Genomic DNA, 18456 nt, shown 5'->3' on the forward strand with positions numbered 1-18456 from the left:
GGTTTGCACCAAACGATCATTTTTCACGGGTATGTGAGAAAAATTAGCAATGGACCTGCGCGATCTCCCTACGCTGAACGCGGTTAAGGCGTTCGAAGCCGCCGCGCGGCACGAGAGCTTTTCCCGCGCCGCCGATGAGCTGTTCGTCACGCACGGCGCGGTGAGTCATCAGATCCGCGCGCTCGAAGCGGAACTCGGCGTCACGCTTTTCACCCGCGAGGGCAAGCGCCTGCGGCTGACCGATGTCGGCCGGCGCTACGCGGTGCGCGTGCGCACCGCGCTTGTCACGCTCGCCGAAGCGACGCGTGAAATTCGCTCGAGCGAGCGCGAACGGCGGCTCGTCGTATCGATCCTGCCGTCGTTCGCGGCACGCTGGATTACGCCTCGTGTCGGCAGCTTTATCGAGTCGCATCCGCAATGGGATCTCGAACTGCAAACGAGCAATGTGCTCGTCGACTTCGCACGCGACGACGTCGACATCGCGATCCGGTTCGGCTACGGCCGCTACCCGGGGCTGCACGTCGAACTGCTGCTCGAAGAGGTGTTCTTTCCGGCATGCACGCCCGATTTCAACGGCGGCAAGCTGCCGAAGACGCCTGCCGAACTCGCCAACCTGCCGCTACTGCGCTCGGACGATCAGTTGTGGAAGCGATGGTTCGACGCGGCAGACCTGCCCGACTGGCCTGAACCGAGCCGCGGCGTGCTGTATCAGGATTCGTCGAACCTGCTGCAGGCCGCGATGGACGGCCAGGGCGTGGCGCTCACACGCCGTGCGCTCGCGATGCAGGAAATCAAGGAAGGACGGCTCGTGCGGCTATTCGATATCGATGGTCCGAGCCCATGGCAGTACTTTTTTGTCTGCCCGCCGCAGTTGCGGCATACGCCGCGCGTCGAAGCATTTCATGAGTGGATTTTCAGCGAAGCGCAGCTGTTCAAGGCTCAGCTCGAAGCGGTCTGCACGGGAACGAGCACGGGCGCAGACACCGGCGCCCCGAGGAAGCGGGCGCAAGCACGCACGAAGGCGCAACCTGCCCAGGCTGCTATTACAGAACCACCTTCACCATCGGATGCCCGGTAAGCGCGCGATAGATATCGTCGAGGTGCTCGCGATTCTGCGCACGCACCGTCACGGTCAGACCCGTGTAGTTGCCGCCGCTCGACGGGCGCGTTTCGACGCGCGCGGCGTCGAAACTGCTGTCGAACTGCACGATCACGGCGGCGATCGTCGTAGCGAACTCGGGGTGCGATTTGCCCATCACCTTGATCGGGAAATCGCACGGGAAATCGATCAATGATTCTTTCTCGGCGCTCATGCCATCGCCTCCTTGCGACAAGCCGCGCGCGCACCTTTGCCGCACGCGCGCAGCGATTGAAACCTCGCGGATCACGTGACGCCTGCCTGAGGCCAGGCCGTGACGCCAAGCAGTGACGCCAAGCAGTGACGCCAGCCCGTGACACCACCCACGACGCCAAGCCGTCAGCGACCCGGCCGCTGCCGCAAACTTACTTCTTCTTGTTGAACATCAGCATCAACGAATCCCATACACGGCCGACGACGCCTGCCTGCGGCACCGGCTGCAGCGCGACCACCGGGAATTGCGCAAGCGTCTTGCCATCCGACACGAGCTTCGCGGTGCCGATCTGCTGGCCCGCCGTAATCGGCGCAATCAGCGGATCGGCATGCTCGACCTGCGGCTTCAGCTTGTCCCCGAGGCCCTTCGGCACCGTGATGTACTGATCGGTGTTCACGCCGATCTTGACGGTATCCTGCGTCCCTTTGTACACGCGCGGCGTTTCGATCACCTGCCCGGCCTTGTACAGGCGAACGATGTCGTACGCGCTATAGCCGTAGTTCAGCATCTTGAGGCTGTCCTGCACGCGATCGTGCTCCTTCGGCTCGCCCATCATCACGGTGACGAGGCGGCGCGACGCATCGGCCACGCCCGGCACCGGGCGCTTCGCCGTCGCGATCAGGCAGTAGCCGGCGGCCTCCGTGTGGCCCGTTTTCAGCCCGTCGACGGTCGGATCGAGCCACAGCAGGCGGTTGCGGTTCGGCTGCTTGATCTTGTTGTACGTGAATTCCTTAACCGAGAAGATGCTGTAGTAGTCGGGGTAGTCGCGAATCAGGCGCGCCGACAGCACGGCGAGGTCGCCGGCGGTCGTGTAGTGCTGCGCGTCGGGCATGCCGTTCACGTCGGCGAAGTGCGTGTTCTTCATGCCGAGCTTTTGCGCTTCCGCGTTCATCATCGCGACGAACTGCGTTTCCGTGCCGCCGACGAGTTCCGCCAGCGCGATCGCCGCATCGTTGCCCGACTGCACGATCATGCCGTAGACGAGGTCGTGCACGGTCACCGGCTTGTTCGCTTCGATAAACATGCGCGATTCGTCGTTGCGCACGCGGCGGACCGCGACGCTCGGCATCACGGTCTGATCCATCGAGATCTTCTTCGAATCGAGCGCCTGGAACACGAGATACGCGGTCATCAGCTTCGTGAGCGACGCGGGCTCGACGCGCTCGTCCGGATTGCCCGATGCGAGCACCTGGTTGCTCGTCGCATCGATAAGCACCCACGAGCGCGCATTCACGGCCGGCGGCGGCACTTGCGCGAACGCGCTGCTCGCGGCGACCAGCGACGCCGGCAGCACAACGCCGAGCATCACGGCGCGGCTAATGGATTGGGGAACGAAAGACGCCAGTGACGGGAAGCCGGGATTGGAAAAGCGCATAGGATCGGTTCGGGCAGAAATGAGCAATCACGCGTGAGCGGCGCGCAGTGTGGACAGGCCGGTCAGCACGCGTCGCGCCGCACGATGCGCGCCCCCGAAGAGGACAACGGCAAGGACAGCGCGGCGCATCTTGGACTGCCAGCTAGAGAATCGGTTCGCGCAGCGCGCCTCGCATCCGTCGCGCCGCGTATGGAAAAACGATGCGTGGCCAATGCATGATCGACGCGGAATCATTGCACGATGCCTGCGGCGGAATTGGGGCGCTGCGCCCAAAAAAGAGCGCCCATTATACGCGCCGCAGAACCACATTTTTGCAGCCTGGCCCCGCTTTTTACCGCGATTTACCGCTTAAGTGTTGTGTTCGCGCATCTTGCGGCGCGCACCCTGCTCAACGCCACGCGTCGACGATGATCCGCTTCAGAATATGCAGCTTGCGATGCAGAAAATGCTCGGCACCCGGAATCACGACGACCGGCAGTTCCTGCGGCGTCGCCCAGTCGAATACCGACTGGATCGGTACCGTCTCGTCGATTTCGCCGTGAATGACGAGCGTATTTTCCGGCACCGGCGCGACGTCCCAGCGGCTCGCCGCGGTACCGACGAACACGATTCGCTCGATCGCGCGGCCTTCTTCACGCAGGCGCGCAGCGACGTGCGACAGGACGAAGGTGCCGAACGAAAAGCCCGCGAGCACGAGCGGCACGTCGGCCTGCCCCGGCTGCGCGCGCATGTAATCGAGCACCGCGCGCAGGTCGTCCCGTTCGCCGGTGCCGTTGTCGTGCTCGCCCTCGGTCGCGCCGACGCCGCGAAAATTCGCGCGGTACGTCACGTACTTCAGTTGCACGAGCGTGCGCGCGAGCGTCTGCGCAACCTTGTTGTCCATCGAGCCGCCAAAGAGCGGATGCGGATGCGCGACGAGCGCCATGCCGCGCGGCTCGCCGTCGGGCAGATCGAGCGCGACTTCGATCTTGCCGACCGGACCGTCGATCAGGAATTTCTGCGTTTGAGCATTCATTGGCACCGCTTCCGGGTCAATTGATGGAGTGTGACGAGTCGAATTACTGATCGATTTTCAGACGCTCGACCACTTTTCCGTTCACAAGGTGCGATTCGACGATCTCGTCGATATCGCTCTCGTCGACGTACCTGTACCACGTGCCTTCCGGATAGATGACGATGGTCGGCCCTTCTTCGCAGCGGTCGAGACATCCTGCCTTGTTGATGCGCACGTTGCCGGGACCGGCGAGGCCCAGTTGCTTCACGCGCTTTTTCGCGTATTCCTGCATTTCCTGAGCATTGCAGTTCGCGCAGCACGGGCGCGTTGCGTCCGGTTCGCGCTGGTTCAGGCAAAAGAAAACGTGATATTTGAAATGAGGATCCATCGGCGTTGGCGCTAAGACGAAATGGTTTTGAAAGTGCGGAGCGCGGGAGAACTGGACGTTGCCGTATCGGTGCGGGCTTCCAGCAAGAAGCGTCGTCGCTCGCTATGTGATCCGGTCGATTATAACGACCGCGTTCGTGCGCCGCTCAGGTGGCCGCTCAGGTGGCCGCTCAGGTGGCCGCTCAGGTGGCCACTCAGGTGGCCACCCCGGCGCCAAGCCAGTGTCGCCCCGCGCCCCGCAAGGTATCGCTGCTGCGTATTCCGTCAGTCAGCCGCGCCGCTGCCCACCCGCGCGCCGCCGCATGAGCCATGCACGCTCGGCCGAAAACGCGAGCCACACGAGCGCCGCGTACGGCCACGTCCAGGCGAGCCAGCGCGCGAGCCCGTTGAAGTGCAGGTAACGGCCCTGGCGCCAGTCGGCCAGCACGACGTCGAAATAAGGATTCACCGGCAGCAGATTGACGAACACGAGCGATGTCGCGAGCGCAAGCGCCGCGAGCGTCGCGCGCCATCCGGGCGGCAGCGCGGGCGCGAGCAACACCGCAACCGTGCCGCATGCCAGACCGATCAGCGCGCCGGGCGTCGCCCAATCGAATGCCAGACCGCTTTGCGATTGCAGAAACGTCGCGCCGGCCTTGACCACGAGCGTCGACACGATCAACCCCACGAGCAGCAGCCGGCGCGGTGCACGCGTACGCATCGGCAGCGAAGCAAGCGCGCCGACCGCGATCAGGTTCAACGCGGTAATGACGGCTTCCCAGCCGTCTTCGGGCAGCCACGCCGCGACGAGCGTGGGCCACGCCGGCACATGCCATGCAGGCGGCGTCCATGCGAGCAGCGTCTCCTGCATGCCTGCGTCGAAGCGCTGCCACAGCGCGTGCGGCCAATCGCCGAGGCCGAACAGACGTGGCGCCGGGAACATCGTCGCGAACGGCCAGAGCGCGACGACGCCAATGATTGCCGTGCTATCGCGCTCGAACCACAGGAAGCGGATGCGGCGCAACAGCCCCCGATCGAGCAGCGCGCCCGTCGCGGGCGACATCAGCGTCGCGCCGAGCAAGGCGCCGAGCGCATTGGCGGCCAGATCGAGATTCGATGCGATGCGCGTCGGCAGCCAGGTTTGCCCTGCTTCCATCAGCGCGGAGAGCAGCGTGCCCGCCCCGAACCCAAGCGCGACCGCCAGCGCGCCGCGCACCCGCGGATACACCGCGAGCACGACGAGCGCGCCGAACGGCACATAGCCGAGCACGTTCGTGATGACGTCGAAGAGTGTGAGGTACTGCGGCAGCGGGTCGGTCAGATACGCAAACGGCGCGATCCCGAGCGAGCGCCATCCGAAAAACGGATACCACGAACCGTAGACGATCAGCGCGGCATAGAGCGCAAGCGCCTGCCTTGCGAACGCCGACGGACGGCGCTGCCACGGCTTGTCGGTCATGCAGCGCCGCCCGGCGCGCGCCACGCGCCGCCGAACGTTCCGGCGCCCGCCTCGCCGGTCATTCCGCCCGTTGTTTCGTCGCTCGTTCCGCGCATCGATCCGCCCATCGTCCGCTCATTGCACGGCGACGAGCGCCTGCACGCCGAGCCATGCACTGATCTGCGCGACCAGATCGTCGCTGGCCGCCGCAAGCGCACGCGTCCCGCCTGCCGCATCGGGCGTGCTCGCCGGCGCGCGCGCGATAAACGTGTGCTGGCCGATCACCTTGCCGTGGAACGACAGCGTGGCGCGCGCGGTCACGGCGCCGTGGCTTTGCGCCTGTCCGTCGAAGTCCTGCTCGAACTCATCGAGCTCGACCTTCAGCACCGGCGCATGCGCGCCGTCGCCGCCGGTCAGCACGGTGCCGCGCGACGACAGCGCGCCGCGCAACCGTTGCGTGAGCAACATGGCGGGCGGCATCGTCCAGTGACTGTTCGCGTAGGCCGCCGTGCGCTGCGCATCCGCGTAGCTCAAGCGATAGATCACCTTGTCCGAACCGAGCATCTCGGGCGCCGTCACGTCGAGCACCTTCACTGTCGGCAGCGGGCCCGCGCTTGCTACCGGCGCCGGCGGTCCAAGGTCGTAGCGGATATCCGACATCGCGGCGGGATTGCCCGCGCACGCGGCCAGCAGCATGCCGGCGACAAACGCCGCGGCCAGCGCGGGCACAAACGAAGGCACACGCGGCGACATAAGCGCGGACATCTTCGGAGAGCCGGACCGAATCAGGCGATGGATCGTGCGTGACATGAGCGTTCCTTTTCAAATCATTTTTGCGCCGCTTGCGCGGAGGCATCGGGCCACGAGAAGCCATCCTCACCGGGGCCCGGCGCCTCGCGCGGCGCGCCGAACAGAATGCTGCGCGGACTTTCGCTAAACGTATTGGCCGCCTTGTCGACCGAGCGTACCGCCGTGCGCACGTCGTCGGCCAGCGAGTTGACCTTCGGCAGCGTGTCGTAGCCGACGCGCGACGAGATCTCCTGCAACGACGCATTCATTGCGGTCAACGCATCGCCGGCCTGTTGCGCCGCCGTGCCGACCTTGTTCAGATTGGTTTCGAGCGGACCGTCCGACTTGTTCAGGCTCGTGATCAGCTGGTTCGTCGACGCGAGCGTCTGATTGAGCTGATCGACGGTGCCGGGCAGCTTGCCGGCCGTCGGTGCGATCTGCTGCGTGAGCGCGGTGACGCCGTCGGCCGCCTGCTGCAGGCTCACGACGGTCGCGGTGATCTGCTTGCGCATATCGGGCGAGAGGAGTTCGTCGACATCGGCCGCCACGCGTTCGAGCTCGCGCAGCAGCACATCGCCGCGTTTCTGCAGCTGGTCGAACAGGCCCGGATGCAGCGGCAACTGTGCGACGTCCTTGTTCGATGAAGCAAGCGGCGTCTGGTCCTTGCCCGTGTCGTCGAGCTGGACGAACGCGATGCCGGTCACGCCCTGCAGCGCGAGCGTGCCGAACGTGGAATGCGTGATCGGCGCGCGTGTGTCGACCAGAATCCGGATCACGATTTGCCCCGGATGGCTCCGATCGAACTTCAGCGACTGCACCTTGCCGACGTCGAGCCCGCGAAAACGCACAGCCGCGTCCGGATAAAGCCCCGTCACATTCGTGCGCGCGATGAGGTCGTAAGGCACGCGCACCGACCGGTCGACGTTGAACAGGAACGCCGCCGCCCCGATCGCCAACGCGAGCACCACGGTGAAGAGCCCGGCCCAGAAGGCATGGGATTTGTTTTCCATCGTCAGGTTCCCCTGGTTCTCCGCTTACATCGCAGTTTTGAGCGGGATCGCGTCGCACGCCGGTTCGAGCGCCGCGGGCGGCAGCTTGGCGCGGCGCTCGGGCGAAAGCCCTTGCAGCGCGAGACGCCCACGCAGGCCGAGAAAATACTCGTGGATAAACGGATGGTCGACGCCCGCCACTTCCTCGACCGGCGCTGCGACGAGCACCTTGCGATCGGCCAGCACCGCGACGCGCGACGACAGCGCGACCATCGTGTCGAGGTCGTGCGTCACCATCACGACAGTGAGCCCGAGCGCGCGATGCAGCGCGCCGATCAGTTCGACGAACTCGTCGGACGCCTGCGGATCGAGCCCCGCGGTTGGCTCGTCGAGAAACAGCAGCTCCGGTTCCAGCGCGATCGCACGCGCGATGCCGACACGTTTGATCATCCCGCCCGACAGCGCGGCCGGCATTTTCGATGCGTTCTTGCACGGCAGACCGACCATCTCGAGCTTCAGCATGACGATGTCGCGCAGCAACTCTTCGGGCACCTTGCCGAGTTCGCGCAACGGCTGCGCGATATTGTCGAACACCGACAGCGACGAAAAGAGTGCGCCCTGCTGGAACAGCATGCCCATCCGGCTGCGCATCAGGCGCGCTTCCTCGGGATCGATCTTCGACGTGTCCTCGCCGAATACCTTGATCGTGCCCGACGTCGGCCGCTCGAGCCCGAGAATCTGCCGCATCAGCGTGGTCTTGCCCGAGCCCGAGCCGCCGACAATCGATACGATCTCGCCGCGCCGCGCGTCGAAGTTCAGATGCTCGTGCACGACGTTGCGGCCGTAGCGTTTGGTCAGGTTGCGTACCTCGATGACGGTTTCGGCAATCTCCGGCAGCGGCTGGTCGCGTACGGCATGGGTAAGCGGCGCAATCATGAGAGCCCCACGTTCTGAAAGAGAATCGCGAACACGGCATCCGCGAGAATCACAACCGTGATCGACGTGACCACCGAAGTGGTCGTCCCTTCGCCGAGGCTTTGCGAATTCGCCTTGATGCGAAAGCCGAAATGGCAGCCGACCAGTGCGATCAGCATGCCGAACGCCGCGCCCTTGCCGAGGCCGATCCACAGGTTCGCGACCGGCACGACGGACGGCAGCGAGCGCGCAAAATACGACAGGTCGATCTGCAGCACGATCTTCGCGGCCAGCGCGCCGCCGAACAGCGCGACGATATTCGTCCACATCACGAGCAGCGGCATCGCGACGGCCAGCGCGATGACGCGCGGCAAGATGAGCCGCAGGCCGTGCGGAATGCCCATCACGCGCATCGCGTCGAGCTCTTCGGTGACGCGCATCACGCCGATCTGCGCCGTGATCGACGAACCCGAGCGCCCCGCGACGAGAATCGCCGCGAGCACCGGCCCCAGCTCGCGAATCACGCCCAGCCCGAGAATATTGACGATGAACTGGTTCGCGCCGAAGAGGCGCAACTGCTGCGCGGACAGGTAGCTGAGCACGATGCCGATCAGAAACGCCACGAGCGCGATGATCGGCAGCGCCCTTGCGCCCGCATAGTAGACGTTCGCGGAAATTTCCTTCCACGGCATGATCTTCGGGTTACGCGCGATCGACAGCAGATCGAGCACCACGCGCCCGAACATCGCGATGCCGCCTTGCAGATGCTCGAAAAACGAAAAGAGGCCGAGGCCGAGCCGCGTGAACGGGTCGAAACGCGGCACATGCTCCGGATTTTCGCGCTCGCGGTCGAGCAGAGCGATGCGGTTGAAGATGTCGCGCTGGGTCGCGTTGAGCGCGACGAGATCGGCGGGCAGACGGTAGCCCCAGATGCGCCACAGCGCCTGGCCGCCGACGTGGTCGAGCCGGTCGATGCGCGACAGGTCCCATTGCGCGACCTTCTCGGTGCCGATCAGTTGGCGCAAGCGCGGCAGCGCGCGGTCCTGCGAGCGGTCGCGCGCAAGGGCGAGCGCGGTCCACTGGCCGGACAGCCGGACGATCTTGCCCTGTCTGCCTGCCGCGACTTCGAGGCCGGGCGGAGTGTCGTAGTTCAAGGCGCTGGAAGGTCGTTATCGGATTAACGGGCATTGTATCGAACGCGCCGCCCGCGAGCCTTGCCGGCTTGTCCGGCCCAACGCCGCAGAGGTCTCGCGCTTCGGAAAAAATGCCCGGCGAAACATCGGCGGATACCGCCGAAATGACGCGGTGGTCGTGGCCGGGCAGCCTTTTTCGCCGTATCCGGGTGATGTTCATGCCGCGCCCTGGCGCTGTCTTCCGGTCGCCTTTCCACTGCCTTGCCGGCGCGCCGACAATGCATTCCGGCGCGTGCGAGTGGCTACAATACGCGGCATGACTACACCCACCTCCACCGGCGCCGCTCCGGCCGACGACTGGCGCATCGATCGCAACCGCGCGATCACGCTATTCGGTCCGGCCGCGCACGACTGGCCGATCGAAATCGTCGAAGAGACCGGCTCCACCAATGCCGACCTGATGGCGCATGTGAAGACGCTGCCGCGTCGAGCCGATGCGCTCGCGCGGCCGATCGTCCGGGTCGCGTATCTGCAAACGGCCGGCCGCGGCCGGCGCGGCCGGCCGTGGTATGCCGAGCCCGGCAACGCCCTGCTGTTTTCGGTCGCGTGTGTGTTGCCGCGTCCGCTCGAAGGGCTCGCGGGCTTGAGTCTCGCGGTCGGTGTCGCGCTCGTCGACGGACTGCGTGCGCTGCCGGTCGCCGGGCCAGGCCAGATCGCGCTGAAATGGCCGAACGACGTGCTGCTCGAAGGCGACAAGCTGGCCGGCATCCTGATCGAAACCGCCTGGAGCACCGACGACGCGAGCGCGGTCGTGATCGGCATCGGCACCAATGTGAAAGGTGCCGACGAACTCGCCGCGAAGGTCGGGGCGCTCAATGCGAACGTGCCGCCCGAAGCGCGCGGCGCGACGCCGACCGCGTTGTCGCGCGCGCTGCCGAACGCGAATCTCACCGATACGCTTGCCGCCGAACTGAACGCGCTCGAACCCGCGCTCAAGCGCTTCGCGGCGGAAGGCTTCGCGCCGTTCCAGCCGCGCTGGAACGCGTGCCACGCGTATGCGGGCCGTGAGGTGCTGCTGTTCGAACAGGGCGTCGAGACCGGCCGCGGAATCGCCACGGGCGTCGACGAACGCGGACAGTTGCTGCTCGATACCGCCGCGGGCCGCACCGCGATCGCAACCGGCGACGTCACGCTGCGCCTCGCCAACCGGAGTGCGCCGTGAGCGGCGCGCCGTTTCTGCTGATCGACGCCGGCAACAGCCGCGTCAAGTGGACGCTCGTCGATGGAAACGGCGCACAGATGGCGAGCGGCGCATTCGCGCATGCGGGTCTGATCGTGAAGGGCATCGGCGACCCGCTCGTCGCCGAGCACGAACCCGACTGGAGCGTGTTGCCGCTACCACGCAGCGCGTACGTGTCGAACGTCGCGGGCATCGCGGTCGCGCGGCGCATCGACACTTTGCTCGACACCACCTGGCCCGGCCTGCCGCGCACGACGATCCGCGCCACGTCTGCGCAATGCGGCGTGCGCAACGGCTACACGACGCCGGAGTCGCTCGGCAGCGACCGTTGGGCCGGGATGATCGGCGCGCGTGCGGCCTTTCCCGACGAGAATCTGCTGATCGCCACCTTCGGCACCGCGACGACACTCGAAGCGCTGCGCGAGGACGGCACGTTCACGGGCGGGCTCATCGCGCCGGGGTGGCTGCTGATGATGCGCGCGCTCGGCGAGCACACCGCGCAATTGCCGGCGCTCGGCACGCCGGGCCTGCAGGACGCGCTCGCGGGCGACAATCCGGCGCTTGCCGCGCCACCTGCACGACCCGAGCCGCACGCGCTATGCTTCGCCACCAATACGCGCGATGCGATCGCGGCCGGTTGCGCGCTCGCGCAGGCCGCGTTGATCGAGCGCATGTGGCGCCAACTGCAGGACGAATGGCAGACGCCGGTGCGTCTCGTGGTCGGCGGCGGCGCCGCGGGAGAAGTGACCGGCTCGCTGCGGGTGCCGCATACGCGGCATGATTCGCTCGTGCTCGCAGGGCTCGCGCTGATCGCCGCGGAGGACGCCGCGGCGGGTTCGCCGCAGTGACGCGCCCCGCCGCTCAGCGTGAAGCGATCGCAGGCCGCGAATGGAAAGAATAGGAACAAGCTGTCGATAACGATGACCGACACCACACGACGGAGAGTCCAACCATGCTGCGCTGGCTGATCGCCTTGCTCGTCATTGCCAATTTGCTGGCGTTCGCCGCGGCGCGCGGCCTGTTCGGCCCCACGCCGGCGGCCGGCGCGCGCGAGCCGTTTCATCTGAACCGGCAGATTCATCCGGATGGGTTGCGCGTGCAACCGATGTCGGCCGCCGACGCCGCCGACCAGGCGGTGGTCGGGGGCCCGGCGCCGGTCGCGCCGATCGCCGCGTCGGCGCTGGGGCAGTAGCGCCAGGCGCCGGCTGCCGCTGCCGCGCGAAGCGCTTTCCCTACCGCTGGTGCGCGCGGACTTTCTTTAGCAGCGCCGTCGTCGAGCGATCGTGCTCGAACGGAATCGCGAGCGCCCGTCCACCCCAACCTCGCACCAGCGCCGACTCGGGCAAAGCGTCCATATCGTAGTCGCCGCCCTTCACGAGTATGTCCGGACGCAGCGCTTCGATCAGCTCGATCGGCGTGCGCTCATCGAACTGCACCACCCAGTCGACGCTTTCGAGCGCCGCAAGCAGCGCCATGCGGTCGTCTTCGCGATTGATCGGCCGGTCGTCGCCCTTGCCGAGCATGCGCACCGACGCGTCGCTGTTCACGCCGACGATCAGGTTCGCGCCCAGCGCCTTCGCATCCGCCAGATAGGTGACATGGCCGCGGTGCAGGATGTCGAATACGCCATTCGTGAAGACCACCGGTCCTTGCAGTGCGGGACGGATTTGCGCAAGCGTGTCGCGCGTCATGAGTTTGCGTTCGAAAGAAGCGGCCATGGCGAAAGAGGGAGTGGCGTGGATTGCCGCAACGATACACGTGTCGGCGAAAATGCAAAACGGCCCGGCGGGCTTGCGCCTGCCGGGCCGTTTTAGAAACTTTGAGAAACGTTCAGACTCGCGGCGTTCGGACGGTCCCGCCGCCCGAATCACGCAGGTTGCCGCGCCGAACCTTGATCGCTGCTGCCCTGCAAGCGCGTGGTGACTTCCTTGCGGTAGCGATTCAGTTCCTGAGCTGTATTGAACGTGCGCTCGAACAAAATGGACAGGTTGTGCAGGATGCGTTCGACGACCTTCTTCTCCCAGCCGTCGTCGAAGCGGATCTGTTCGTCGAGCCAGCGCTCGAGCCACTCCGGATCGGGCAGGCGCGACTGGATCGTGTCGCGCGGGAACAGCGCCTGATTCACATGCAGGTTAGTGGGGTGAAGCGGCTTTTCGGTGCGGCGCGCCGACGCCATTAGCACACCGATTTTCGCAAACGCCGCACGCGCGACGTCGCCGAAATTGCCCATGGCCTTTTTCATGTAACGCAAATAGGCGCCGCCATGGCGCGCTTCGTCACGCGAGATGGTTTCGTAAATGTGCTTGATGACGGGTTCGGTATGCCATTCGGCCGCGCGGCGATACCAGTGATTCAGACGGATTTCGCCGCAGAAATGCAACATCAGTGTTTCGAGCGGGGGCGCGGGATCGAATTCGAAGCGCACCGCATGCAGTTCTTCTTCGGTGGGGACGAGATCGGGTTTGAAGCGGCGCAGATATTCCATCAGTACCAGCGAATGCTTCTGCTCTTCAAAGAACCACACGCTCATGAACGCAGAAAAATCGCTGTCATGATGATTGTCGCGCAGGAACATTTCGGTGGCGGGCAGCGCGGACCATTCGGTGATCGCGTTCATCTTGATCGTTGCGGCCTGCTCGTCGGTGAGCAGCGACGCATCGAATTTGTCCCAGGGAATGTCTTTTTCCATGTCCCATCGGACGGATTCGAGCGATTTATAGAGTTCCGGATAAAGCATGGTGTTCATAGTCCCACCCCTGTTCTGCGCAAGGCGACGTCTGTTTGTGTCTGTCTAACTACTTATTGCTACTTTTGCTGCTGACGAACGAAAACAGCGCTTTCGCCAGCGCAGCATTCAATTTTACGCGGTAATCGGTCGCCCAGAAGAATCTGTGGCAAAGAAGTACCAGCGGCGTTTTAAGCGCTTGTGAAATGTGGATTTCACAAACGCGGCCAACCGTGGGTGAGGGAGACCCTGTGCCTGAGGTCAAGCCAGCCTGCGGCGCAACGCCGCAGTGAGCCCTCGCACCGGAAGACCGGCGCGCTGCGAGCTGCTGGTTTTAAGGTTTTTCGACGCAGACTCACGGGCTGAAAACATGTCGAATCATAGCACGCGGACCCTGAATGGCCGCGCCCGAAAAGCCTCAGCGGGCCGCCAGACGCGGCAATCCTTGATCTGGAACAAGTGACGCGACGCCGACCTGGCCGGCCGGTTCGGAGACGAAAACTGCCGGCCATGATCGCCTGCGTCAATCGCCGCCTCGGCGTCGAACACGGCCTATTCGGATTGATTCGGCGACTTGCGCGACGCGGCGGCGCCCGCTGCCTTGCCTTCTTTGGCCGTTTTGCCAGCCGGGGCGCGCTTCGCAGCCGGGCGCTTTGCAGGTGGGCTCGCGGCCGGCTGGCGGGCGCCCGCGCCGGCCGCGCCTGCTTCGGCGCCAGTGGCACTGCGTTGCGCGCGGCTGTGATTCGTACGTGTTTCGTTCCCTGCGCCTTCTGCGCCACCTCCGCCCACCTCGCGAGCGCCGCTCTGATCGCCCTCGCCTTCGGCGGCACCCGCTGCCATGCCCGGTTGCGCCATCGCAAACTGCGCAATCTGATTGAACTGCGATTGCAGCAGGTTCCACCATCCCGATGCGTCGAAGCCAGGCGGCGGCGGTGCGTTCTCGCCGGACGCCGGCCCGGCTTCCTGCGCGGATTGCGCGGATTGTGCAGTTTCACCGCCCTCATCGTCGTCACGCGAACCCGCGCGCGACCCGCTTGCGGCGCGCGCGTCTTCCGCACGTGACTGCGCCGACGTTTCGCGCGACGGTGTATCGGTCACCGGCTGCGTCATCGATTGCTGCGCGAACGCGCCGAAGGCGCGCAGCGTCGCGAGCGTCGCGCGTTGCACTTCGAGTGCCTGGATTGCCGATTGCAGCATGTTCAGATTCAGCTTCAACCACTGCTCGACCGCGCGCATGTCGGTAATGCGCTTGTCGAGTTCCTCGACGTTCGTGAGCGGCGCCATCATGTCGGACATCATCGACAGCGATGGCACGAATCCTTGCGCCGCGCCCGGCTGAGTCCCGGGGAAGGCCGCGCCGAATGGCGTGAGGCGCATCATCCCCCACATCCGGTCGAGCATTTCGGCGGGCGGGAAACCGGGAAATCCGGGAAACGGCGGCGTGGAGCCGGGGGTGTCGGTCATGCTGATCTCCTCGCAGCGTAACGGGGCGCTATGAAAACGAAGCGCGGGAAAGTGAACCGTGGTGATGCGTGATGCCTGGCAAACCAACGATCCTGATGGAGGGCCGCGGCGCGGCAGCCTAACGGTGACGGCCGCTTCGGCGAACGCCCGTCGGATCATACCTTGCGGACCGGTGAGGGACATATTGCGAAAGTACGCGTCGGTCGGTTTGGGTAAAGCCAAAATGCGTCGGCAGACGCGGGCGCCGTGAGATAAACGATCAGCAAGAACTGCTCCGCCGCGTCCGCGCCTCACGGGTTTCGTCTCACAGGTTTGGTCTCACGGGTTTGGCCTCACGGGTTTGATCTCACGTTTCGCCGCCCGGAAAATCGGGCGCGCGGCGCTCGCGCAGCGACGTCACGCCTTCGTGCACGTCGGGCCCGGCAAAGCCCATGAACTCGAGTGCAAGCGACGTATCGAACGCCGGCCCGGCCGAGCGCAACCAGTTGTTCAACGCGTATTTGGTCCAGCGGATCGCCGTTTGCGAGCCCTTCGACAGCCTTTGTGCGATGTCGAACGCCTTCGGCAGCAAATCCTGTTCATCGACCGCGAGCGACACGAGCCCGATGCGCTCCGCTTCCTCGCCGCTGACCGGCTCGCACAGCAGCAGGTAGTACTTGGCCTTCGCCATGCCGCACAGAAGCGGCCAGACGATCGCCGCATGATCGCCGGCCGCGACGCCGAGACGCGTGTGGCCGTCGATAATGCGCGCGGTCTTCGCCGCGATCGGGATATCGGCGAGCAGTCCGGCCACGAGCCCTGCGCCGACCGCCGGCCCGTGCATGGCCGACACGATCGGCTTGCCACAGTTGATGACGTTATAGACGAGGTCGCGCGCCTCGCGCCACACCCGCGTGCGCACCGCGAAATCGGCCGCCATCTGCTCGACGAGTTCGAGATCGCCGCCCGCGGAAAAGCCTTTGCCTTCGCCGCGGATCAACGCGACACGCGCGTCGGGATCGCGGTCGACGTCGCGCCAGATTTCGGCCAGTTCACGATGCATCTGCGCATTCGCGGTCGCGAGCTTGCTGCGGTTCGCGCCCTCGCCGCTCATCACGATTTCAACGATGCCCTGCGGATGCCGCTGCACACGCAGCGACTGATAGTGCGCGTAAAACTCGGGATTACCGACATGCGATGGGTTCGACATGACTATGCCCCGGTGATACCGCTGGTTGAATCGACGTCACACGCTACACACTACCCCGCCCGCGCCGCGCCCCCAATCAATGCGCCGGATCGAGCGGCGCGACCGCCTGCTCGATCGCACCGAAAATCGACTTGCCGGCTTCGTCGAACATATCGATCTTCACCGTATCGCCGTATTTCATGAATTCGGTTTGCGCCGCGCCGTGCTCGATCATCTCGAGACAGCGTTTCTCGGCAATACAGCAATAACCGCGCTTCGCGTCCTTGTTCGACACCGTACCCGAGCCGACGATCGTCCCCGCGCGCAGATTCCGTGTCTTCGCCGCGTGAGCGATCAGTTGCCCGAAGTGAAACACCATATCGACGCCCGCATCGGGTTGCCCGACCTTCCTGCCGTTCCAATGCACGATCATCGGACGATGCACGCGGCCTTCGCGCCAATGCTCGGTGAGCTCGTCGGGCGTCACGGCGACCGGTGCGAACGACGTCGCCGGTTTGCTCTGGAAAAAGCCAAAGCCTTTCGCGAGTTCCGCCGGAATCAGATTGCGCAGCGATACATCGTTGACAAGCGTGACAAGACGCACGCTTTTCAATGCCTGCTCGGGTTTGACGCCCATCGGCACATCGCCGGTTATCACGGCCACTTCAGCCTCGAAGTCGATGCCGAATTCCTCCGACGCGCAGACAATGTCGTCCTTCGGGCCGATAAAGTCGTCGCTGCCGCCTTGATACATCAGCGGATCGGTCCAGAACTCGGGCGGCATCTCGGCGCCGCGCGCGCGGCGCACGAGTTCGACGTGGTTCACATACGACGATGCGTCCGCCCACTGGAACGCGCGTGGCAGCGGCGCCATGCAGTCTTTCGCATCGAATGCGAACGCGTTGCGCGCGCGGCCCTGGTTCACGGCGTCGTAAAGATCGCGCAGTTGCGGCGCGTAAAAGCTCCAGTCGTCGAGCGCGCGTTGCAGTGTCGCGACGATCCCGTCGGCGACCGCGGCGGTTTGCAGGTCGCGGGACACGACGATCAGCTGACCGTCGCGCGTGCCGTCCTTCAGCGTGGCAAGTTTCATAGGCGGTAAAGCATGTGGATGACGATAGGAGGAATGTATTCTACGATGGTGAATCGGCGCCGCCCACCTGCATCGGCACCGCATTGTCGCCGGCTTGTCGCAATTTGCAACGCGCGGCCTTCCACTTTTTTTGAGAATTGCGCATATCGGCCATGTCATCCGCAGCCCGCCCATCCGCCCACTCGGGTATTTCGACGGACGAGTCCAACGACCTGCACGATTCCGCCGTCGATGACGACGCCGGCGACGCGCATGAACGCGGCGAAGAAAAACTGCGCTCCGGCATTCAATCGATCGAAGTCGGCTTTCGTCTGCTCGACGTGCTGACGCACGAGCCGCGCGCGATGATGCTGCGCGACCTTGCGCAGCGCGCGGGCATGAGTCCGGCGAAGGCGCATCGCTATCTCGTCAGTTTCTTGCGGCTGGGCGTCGTCGCGCAAGATCCGTTGTCGGGCCGCTACGAGCTCGGCGGCTTTGCCTTGCAGCTCGGTCTTGCGCGGCTGGCGAGAGTCGACGGCGTGAAACTTGCGCGCATCGCGCTCGCCGAACTGCGCGACCGGCTCGATATGACGGTCGGCATCGCCGTGTGGGGCAATCAGGGGCCGACTGTCGTGCACTGGATGGAATCGAGTTATCCGGCAAAAGCGTCGTTAAAGCTCGGCGACGTGATGCCGCTGCTCAGTTCGGCAACGGGCCTGCTGTTCGCCGCCTATCTGCCGCGCAGCAAGACGGACGCGATGATCGAACGCGAACTCGCGGACACGCGCCGTTCTTCTCAGACAGGCGGCGCGCACAACGCCGACGACGTCGAACGCCTGCTCGAGGATGTGCGCGCACATGGTGCAGCACGTGTCGAAGGGATGTTGCTGCCGACCATTCACGCCTTCTGTGTGCCCGTTTTCGATTCGACCGGCACTCTTGCACTCGGACTCATTGCGCTCGGCCAGGAAGGCGCATTCGATATTCGCTGGGACGGTGAAGTCGACACCGCGTTGCGCGAATGCGCGCAAAAGCTCTCATATGAACTCGGGTACAGTGCGACACCGCGTTGATTGCATGCGCGGAACGCGGGCCGAATTCGTGCGGTCGAAAGTCGAATGCCGGGTGCCGTGCCCCGCCTACTCATCCTTTTTTGCCAGCAGAGAATCTCACCGCTTCGATGTCGTCTCCGTCCGTCGCACGCCGCACCGATCGCCCACCGCGCGCTCCTTCGTCTCGCTCGCTGCGTTGGCGCTGGATTGCCGTGCTCATCGTCGTGGCGGTCGTGCACTGGATCGCGGCGCAATGGTTCGAGCGGCATCGCGACACCTTTAAACCGGCAGATCAACAGCATGTGCCGGTGCAGGTTGCGCTGCTGAAACCCGAACGCATCGAGCAGCAATCAGCCGGCGCGGCGGTGCCGGCTGCCGCGCCGGCAC

19 protein-coding genes and 1 pseudogene are annotated in these 18456 nt (G+C 65.0%); 6 read left to right on the forward strand and 14 right to left on the reverse strand.

Annotation, left to right across the window (positions count from 1 at the left end; genetic code table 11):
- Positions 1–49 precede the first annotated feature (49 nt).
- Complete coding sequence (locus tag ACYPXD_RS31960) at positions 50–1078, forward strand: transcriptional regulator GcvA (RefSeq protein ID WP_459721602.1); 1029 nt, start codon at positions 50–52, stop codon at positions 1076–1078.
- On the opposite strand, the gene ACYPXD_RS31965 is transcribed toward ACYPXD_RS31960, so the two are convergent.
- The 9 genes from ACYPXD_RS31965 to ACYPXD_RS32005 form a co-directional block, all read right to left on the reverse strand.
- Entirely contained in the window at positions 1044–1313 is a 270-nt protein-coding gene (locus ACYPXD_RS31965) for a DUF493 family protein (protein ID WP_459721605.1), read from the reverse strand. The genes ACYPXD_RS31960 and ACYPXD_RS31965 overlap by 35 nt on opposite strands.
- Before the next feature lie 190 nt (positions 1314–1503).
- On the reverse strand, positions 1504–2727 hold the full coding sequence (locus ACYPXD_RS31970; protein ID WP_459721608.1) for a D-alanyl-D-alanine carboxypeptidase family protein: 1224 nt from the start codon (positions 2725–2727) through the stop codon (positions 1504–1506).
- Between the two features lie 388 nt (positions 2728–3115).
- Entirely contained in the window at positions 3116–3742 is a 627-nt protein-coding gene (locus tag ACYPXD_RS31975; RefSeq protein WP_459721612.1) for an alpha/beta hydrolase, read from the reverse strand.
- Between the two features lie 43 nt (positions 3743–3785).
- Positions 3786–4109, reverse strand: coding sequence for a (2Fe-2S) ferredoxin domain-containing protein (locus ACYPXD_RS31980; RefSeq protein WP_459721616.1), 324 nt, complete (start codon positions 4107–4109; stop codon positions 3786–3788).
- Between the two features lie 267 nt (positions 4110–4376).
- Positions 4377–5546 carry a VanZ family protein gene (locus tag ACYPXD_RS31985; RefSeq protein WP_459721619.1) on the reverse strand — a complete coding sequence of 390 codons (1170 nt, stop codon included), beginning with the start codon at positions 5544–5546 and terminating at the stop codon, positions 4377–4379.
- Positions 5547–5660: 114 nt separating this feature from the next.
- Positions 5661–6335: an ABC-type transport auxiliary lipoprotein family protein gene (locus tag ACYPXD_RS31990; RefSeq protein ID WP_459721623.1), complete on the reverse strand. Its 675-nt coding sequence runs from the start codon at positions 6333–6335 to the stop codon at positions 5661–5663.
- 17 nt (positions 6336–6352) lie between these two features.
- On the reverse strand, positions 6353–7324 hold the full coding sequence (locus tag ACYPXD_RS31995; RefSeq protein WP_459721626.1) for an MlaD family protein: 972 nt from the start codon (positions 7322–7324) through the stop codon (positions 6353–6355).
- 24 nt (positions 7325–7348) lie between these two features.
- Positions 7349–8239, reverse strand: coding sequence for an ABC transporter ATP-binding protein (locus ACYPXD_RS32000; RefSeq protein ID WP_459721629.1), 891 nt, complete (start codon positions 8237–8239; stop codon positions 7349–7351).
- Entirely contained in the window at positions 8236–9372 is a 1137-nt protein-coding gene (locus ACYPXD_RS32005) for an MlaE family ABC transporter permease (protein ID WP_459721632.1), read from the reverse strand. Before ACYPXD_RS32005 ends, ACYPXD_RS32000 begins: the two co-directional genes overlap by 4 nt.
- A 295-nt stretch (positions 9373–9667) precedes the next feature.
- Here ACYPXD_RS32005 and ACYPXD_RS32010 point away from each other — a divergent pair, with 295 nt between their 5' ends.
- From ACYPXD_RS32010 to ACYPXD_RS32020, 3 genes are all read left to right on the forward strand, one after another.
- Positions 9668–10573 carry a biotin--[acetyl-CoA-carboxylase] ligase gene (locus ACYPXD_RS32010; protein ID WP_459721635.1) on the forward strand — a complete coding sequence of 302 codons (906 nt, stop codon included), beginning with the start codon at positions 9668–9670 and terminating at the stop codon, positions 10571–10573.
- A complete protein-coding gene (locus ACYPXD_RS32015; RefSeq protein ID WP_459721638.1) occupies positions 10570–11439 on the forward strand; it encodes a type III pantothenate kinase in 870 nt (289 codons plus the stop codon). Before ACYPXD_RS32010 ends, ACYPXD_RS32015 begins: the two co-directional genes overlap by 4 nt.
- A 104-nt stretch (positions 11440–11543) precedes the next feature.
- Complete coding sequence (locus ACYPXD_RS32020) at positions 11544–11783, forward strand: hypothetical protein (protein ID WP_459721640.1); 240 nt, start codon at positions 11544–11546, stop codon at positions 11781–11783.
- 40 nt (positions 11784–11823) lie between these two features.
- On the opposite strand, the gene rfaE2 is transcribed toward ACYPXD_RS32020, so the two are convergent.
- The 5 genes from rfaE2 to ACYPXD_RS32045 all read right to left on the reverse strand — a co-directional run bounded on the left by rfaE2 (position 11824) and on the right by ACYPXD_RS32045 (position 17038).
- Positions 11824–12309: a D-glycero-beta-D-manno-heptose 1-phosphate adenylyltransferase gene (rfaE2, locus tag ACYPXD_RS32025; protein ID WP_459721643.1), complete on the reverse strand. Its 486-nt coding sequence runs from the start codon at positions 12307–12309 to the stop codon at positions 11824–11826.
- A gap of 149 nt (positions 12310–12458) precedes the next feature.
- Positions 12459–13337 carry a ferritin family protein gene (locus tag ACYPXD_RS32030; protein WP_459721646.1) on the reverse strand — a complete coding sequence of 293 codons (879 nt, stop codon included), beginning with the start codon at positions 13335–13337 and terminating at the stop codon, positions 12459–12461.
- Between the two features lie 531 nt (positions 13338–13868).
- The gene (locus tag ACYPXD_RS32035) at positions 13869–14780 is read right to left on the reverse strand and encodes a PhaM family polyhydroxyalkanoate granule multifunctional regulatory protein (protein WP_459721649.1); all 912 of its coding nucleotides are present in this window, start codon (positions 14778–14780) and stop codon (positions 13869–13871) included.
- Between the two features lie 346 nt (positions 14781–15126).
- Entirely contained in the window at positions 15127–15969 is an 843-nt protein-coding gene (locus ACYPXD_RS32040) for an enoyl-CoA hydratase/isomerase family protein (protein ID WP_459721651.1), read from the reverse strand.
- A gap of 76 nt (positions 15970–16045) precedes the next feature.
- Positions 16046–17038, reverse strand: coding sequence for a fumarylacetoacetate hydrolase family protein (locus ACYPXD_RS32045; RefSeq protein ID WP_459721654.1), 993 nt, complete (start codon positions 17036–17038; stop codon positions 16046–16048).
- Between the two features lie 152 nt (positions 17039–17190).
- On the opposite strand from ACYPXD_RS32045, the gene ACYPXD_RS32050 reads away from it, so the two are divergent.
- Together ACYPXD_RS32050 and ACYPXD_RS32055 are read left to right on the forward strand one after the other, a co-directional pair.
- Entirely contained in the window at positions 17191–18090 is a 900-nt protein-coding gene (locus ACYPXD_RS32050; protein WP_459721658.1) for an IclR family transcriptional regulator, read from the forward strand.
- A 107-nt stretch (positions 18091–18197) separates the two neighbouring features.
- Positions 18198–18456: pseudogene (locus tag ACYPXD_RS32055) on the forward strand (DUF3108 domain-containing protein); the annotation flags it as partial.

This window comes from Paraburkholderia sp. 2C, assembly GCF_054589215.1.